Origin of the sequence: Plasticicumulans sp. (genome assembly GCF_035331805.1) — a bacterium.
GTDB lineage: Bacteria > Pseudomonadota > Gammaproteobacteria > Competibacterales > Competibacteraceae > Plasticicumulans.
This window is the reverse complement of the sequence record NZ_DAOLKE010000299.1, coordinates 1-4,299: the sequence shown is the minus strand read 5'-3', so window position 1 is coordinate 4,299 and position 4,299 is coordinate 1. Positions and strand designations below refer to the sequence as shown.

The window sequence follows — 4,299 nt, the reverse complement described above, 5'->3', positions numbered from 1 at the left end:
GGCCGGCGGCCGGATGAACGGCTGCTGCTGCCAGTCGTGGAACCCGGCGACGGCCCCGGCGCGGCGGCTTTCGAGCCGCACGCCGCTGCCTGGCTCGAAGCCGCCGATGTCGGCCGCGGCGATTCCGCGGGCGCGGAAGCGTTCGAGCACGGCTTCGGCCTGCGTCGGTGCGGCTGCGAGCAGGTAGCCGTAGCTCGGGAAGGCGGCCAGCCAGTGCGCGACCTCGACGCCGGGCGGGGCCGGGATGGCGTCAAGCTCGATGACGAGACCCGCGCGCGAGCACTCGGCGAACATCAGCGCCGTGCCGGCGATGCCGGCCATGCTGATGTCCTTGGCCGCGCGGCTCAGGCCGTCCTCGGCGAGCCGCGGCAGCAGTTCGAGATCGCCGCGCAGCCGTTCGGCCGGGGCGCGCGTCGCGGCATCCCAGTACGGCCACGGCGCCACCCAGTCGCCGCGCAGGTCGACGGCCATCAGCAGCCGGTCGCCGGGGCGCGCATCGAAGCTGGTCAGCAGGCGCCGGGCGTGGCCGGTGACGGCCACGGCGAGCTGCTCGCGCTGCGCGCGGTAGTTGCTGTGGCCGCCGGCGACCGGCACACCGAAGGCGCGGGCCGCCGCGCCGATGCCGGCGAGCACCTCGGCGCCGTGGCGCGCATCGCGTGCCCACAGCGCATCGGCGACCGCCAGCGCCCGGCCGCCCATCGCGGCCACGTCGCTGAGGTTGACCAGCACGCTGCAGAAGCCGGCGAACCACGGCGCCTGCGCGACGAGTTCCTCGACCAGCCCCTCCATCGCGAACAGCAGCCAGCCTTCGCCGCCGCCGGGCACGCGCAGCACGGCGCAGTCATCGCCGAGGCCGTGGCCGTCGTCACCGGCGACGCCGGGCACGGCTTCGAGCGTGCCGGCAGCGGCGGCGATGTCGGTCTTGTGCAGGTAGCCGCGCCCGGCCCGCAGCGTGGCGATCAGCGCGAGCAGCGATTCCCGGTCGGGCGGCGCGTTCATCGTGCCCTCCGCGCCAGCAGGCGCTCGCCGGTGGCCGGGTCCGGATGCGGCGGAAAGGCCGCGAGATCGGCGCGCATCAGGCAGTGCGCCCGGCCGTGCAGGCTTTCGCGGGCGAGCGTGATCCAGCCGAGGCGCCGGAACAGCGGCTCGTTCTGCGCCTGCACATGGGCGAGGAACTCGTCGCAGCCGCGCGCATTCGCGGTCGCGACCGCCAGCCGGATCAGCCCGGCGCCGAGCCGGCCGTGGCCGCGCCAGAGCCGGTCGACCGCAAGCCGCGAGCCCCACCAGCGCCGCGGCGCATCGCGATGGATGCGCACGGTGCCGAGCACCGGCGCCGCCGTGGCGCCGGCGGACAGCGGCACCGCGACGAGGAAGTCGGCCTCGTCGTCGATGGCGTCGCGGTCGCTGTCCGCGAACACGGCCTGCTCGCCGCAGAACACCGCCCGGCGCAGCGCCAGCGCGCCGGCGCGTTCGGCCGGTCCGTTCGCGAGCCGCACGCGCAGCGCGACCGTGACGGGCAGCGGCCGGGCGTCATGCCGGTCACACGCCGGTGCAGGAGCGTTCTCCCCTGCTTCCCGGGCCATGTCCCGCGAGGGGCGGGGGGCTGAAAGGCACAAGGGTTCCGCGTGACCGGCCTCCGGCGCCGGCAGCGGGCCGGGGACTGCCGGCAGCAGGGGGCATGCGTCCATGTCAGCCTCCGTACAGCGACAGCGTCGAGCAGGCACCGCAGCGCCCGCAGCCGGCCTTGCTGTCGGCCGCGCGCAGGCCGGCGGCTTCGAGCATCGCGCCGAGCGGTTCCAGCAGCGCACGCATGAACGCCGCCGACGGGGCCGGATGGTCTTCGAGCGGCGTGCCGGCGATCGGCACGAAGGGCACGACGAACGGATACACGCCGAGCGCCACCAGCCGCTCGCAGGCGGCGAGGATGGCCGCCGGCGGATCGCCGAGGCCGGCGAGCAGGTAGGTGCTGACCTGGCCGCGGCCGAACACCTCGACCGCGCGTTCGAAGGCCTGCCAGTACACCGCGAGCGGCACCGTCGCCTTGCCGGGCATGATCCGCGCGCGCACCTCCGGCGTGACCGCTTCGAGGTGCATGCCGAGCGTATCGACGCCGGCCGCGCGCAGGCGCTCGAACCAGCGCGGATCGTCGGGCGGCTCGCACTGCGCCTGGATCGGCAGATCGACCGCGGCGCGGATCGCGCGGGCGCTGTCGGCGAGTACGGCCGCGCCGCGGTCGGTGGCGTTCGGCGTGCCGGTGGTCAGCACCATCTGGCGCACGCCGTCGAGCCGCACCGCCGCGGCGGCGACCTCGGCGAGCTGTTCGGGCGTCTTGCGCGCCAGCGTGCGCCCGGCGGCGAGCGACTGGCCGATCGCGCAGAACTGGCAGGTCTTGCGCCGGCTCTGGTAGCGGATGCAGGTCTGCAGCACGGTCGAGGCCAGCACGTCGCGGCCGTGCAGCGTGGCGATCTGCGCATACGGGATGCCGTCGGCGGTCGTGAGCGCGTGGAAGCGCGGCCGCTGCACGAAGTCGATGCGCGCGAGCGGCCGGCCCTCGCGCAGCAGCGTGCCGCGGCCGTCGGCATCGCGCGTCGCCGTGAACGGCGACTGCCAGACGGCGGCCGTGTGCGTCGGCACCATCAGCGTGTGGCCGTCGAGGCTCAGCGCCTGATGGTCGGACGGACCGGCACCGCCGCGGCGGCTGTTGCCGCTCAGTCCGCCGTCAAGCAGGTGCAGACCCGCGGACTGCAGCTCCGTCAGCAGTTCCCGGTTCTTCGACAGCGGCGGCAGCGGCGGCAGGGCGGCGGGCAGGCTCATGGCTCGGGACTCCGGAGAGGAAGGACGGCGTGGACAGGGCGGCGGCACCGGCGGCACCGGCGCTGTGCAGCGGGCGGGCGGGGCGGTCGTCGAGGCACAGCGACAGCAGCTCGGGGCGGGCGTAATGGCCGACCGAATCCATCATTCGCTTGCGCTTGTGGATCAGTGCGAAGTCGAGGTCGGCGACGACCATGCCCTCGCCCTCGCGCAGCGGCGGCGCGAGGTGCACGCCCTCGGGCGAGACGATCGCGGTGTTGCAGCCCCCGCGCAGCGCCGGCTGCAGGGCCGGATCGCGGGTGATCGCCTCGATCTGCGCGTCGGTGAGCCAGCCGGTGGCGTTGACGACGAAGCAGCCGGACTCCAGCGCGTGGTGGCGGATCGTCACGTCCATCTGCTCGGCGAACACCGGCCCGACCAGCGAGCCGGGGAACTGCGCGCAGTGGATTTCCTCGTGCTGCGCCATCAGCGCGTAGCGCGCCAGCGGGTTGTAGTGCTCCCAGCAGGCCAGCGCGCCGACCCGGCCGACGCGGGTGTCGACCGGCCGCAGGCCGGCGCCGTCGCCCTGACCCCAGATCATGCGTTCGTGGTAGGTCGGCGTGATCTTGCGGCGCTTCAGCAGCAGCGTGCCGTCGGCGTCGAAGATGAGCTGGGCGTTGTAGAGCGTGCCGTGATCGCGCTCGTTGATGCCGAGCACGACGACCATGCCGTGGCGCCGGGCGCGCTCCGACACGCGCTCGGTCAGCGGCCCCGGCACGGTCGGCGACAGCGCGTGCAGGCGCAGGTGCTCGCGGCCCGCCTGCACCGGCGGGCGCACGAACGAGAAGTACGGGTAGTAGGGGACGAAGGTCTCCGGGAACACGATCAGCTCGACGCCGCGCAGGGCAGCCTCGTCGATCGCATCGCAGACCTTGCCGAGCGTGCCGTCGGCGGACTCGAACACGGGCGAGATCTGGACGGCGGCGGCACGTACCGTGCGCGGCGGGCTCATGGCGACGGCCTCAGAGCGTCCAGGTGTCGAGGATCACCGCACCGGCCTTGCGGTGCAGCAGCATCAGGTCGAGCACATCGAGCGGATGGATCGGCCGGATGCCCTCGACCAGCGCGCCCTCGCCGTGGCCGTACAGCGCCTGCAGCGCGAAGCGGCACGCATAGACCTTGCCGCCCTCCTGCAGGAAGCGCGTGAGCTGCTTCGCGTAGTTCTGGTGCCCGGCGAAGGCTTCGTCGCCGAGCGTCGGAAAGCCGCGCTGCACGCCGAGCGTGACGCCGGGGCCGTACAGCAGGATCGTGGTCTCGTAGCCCTTGCGCTGCAGGCGCGTCGCCTGCAGCAGGTTGACCAGACCGATCGAGCCTTCGAAGGCGACGGTATGGAAGGTGACCAGCGCCTTTTCGCCGGGCGCGGCTTTCACATCCTCGAAAACCTTTTCTTCGTAATCGACCAGATATTCGCCGGTGGCATGGGCGGGGCGGGTGACTGCGGGCATCGGG

At 73.8% G+C, this 4,299-nt stretch carries 5 protein-coding genes; all 5 read right to left on the bottom strand.

Features of this window, described 5'->3' with window-relative positions; translation table 11 throughout:
- Positions 1 to 999: sll0787 family AIR synthase-like protein (locus PKE44_RS15655; RefSeq protein ID WP_324552967.1), on the bottom strand; the 999-nt coding region annotated here is incomplete at its 3' end.
- Positions 996 to 1,583 carry an MSMEG_0567/Sll0786 family nitrogen starvation N-acetyltransferase gene (locus PKE44_RS15650; protein WP_324552964.1) on the bottom strand — a complete coding sequence of 196 codons (588 nt, stop codon included), beginning with the start codon at positions 1,581 to 1,583 and terminating at the stop codon, positions 996 to 998. The genes PKE44_RS15650 and PKE44_RS15655, both read right to left, overlap by 4 nt.
- A 106-nt stretch (positions 1,584 to 1,689) precedes the next feature.
- Positions 1,690 to 2,814: an MSMEG_0568 family radical SAM protein gene (locus tag PKE44_RS15645; RefSeq protein ID WP_324552961.1), complete on the bottom strand. Its 1,125-nt coding sequence runs from the start codon at positions 2,812 to 2,814 to the stop codon at positions 1,690 to 1,692.
- A complete protein-coding gene (locus tag PKE44_RS15640) occupies positions 2,720 to 3,802 on the bottom strand; it encodes a Nit6803 family nitrilase (protein WP_324552958.1) in 1,083 nt (360 codons plus the stop codon). Before PKE44_RS15640 ends, PKE44_RS15645 begins: the two co-directional genes overlap by 95 nt.
- A 10-nt stretch (positions 3,803 to 3,812) precedes the next feature.
- Positions 3,813 to 4,295, bottom strand: a complete 483-nt coding sequence (locus PKE44_RS15635; RefSeq protein ID WP_324552970.1) for an MSMEG_0572/Sll0783 family nitrogen starvation response protein — start codon at positions 4,293 to 4,295, stop codon at positions 3,813 to 3,815.
- Positions 4,296 to 4,299: the final 4 nt, after the last annotated feature.

Coding starts and splice junctions, on each gene's coding strand:
- PKE44_RS15650 (WP_324552964.1), bottom strand. CDS start 1,583: ATGGCCCGGGAAGCAGGGGAGAACGCTCCTGCACCGGCGTGTGACCGG.
- PKE44_RS15645 (WP_324552961.1), bottom strand. CDS start 2,814: ATGAGCCTGCCCGCCGCCCTGCCGCCGCTGCCGCCGCTGTCGAAGAAC.
- PKE44_RS15635 (WP_324552970.1), bottom strand. CDS start 4,295: ATGCCCGCAGTCACCCGCCCCGCCCATGCCACCGGCGAATATCTGGTC.
- PKE44_RS15640 (WP_324552958.1), bottom strand. CDS start 3,802: ATGAGCCCGCCGCGCACGGTACGTGCCGCCGCCGTCCAGATCTCGCCC.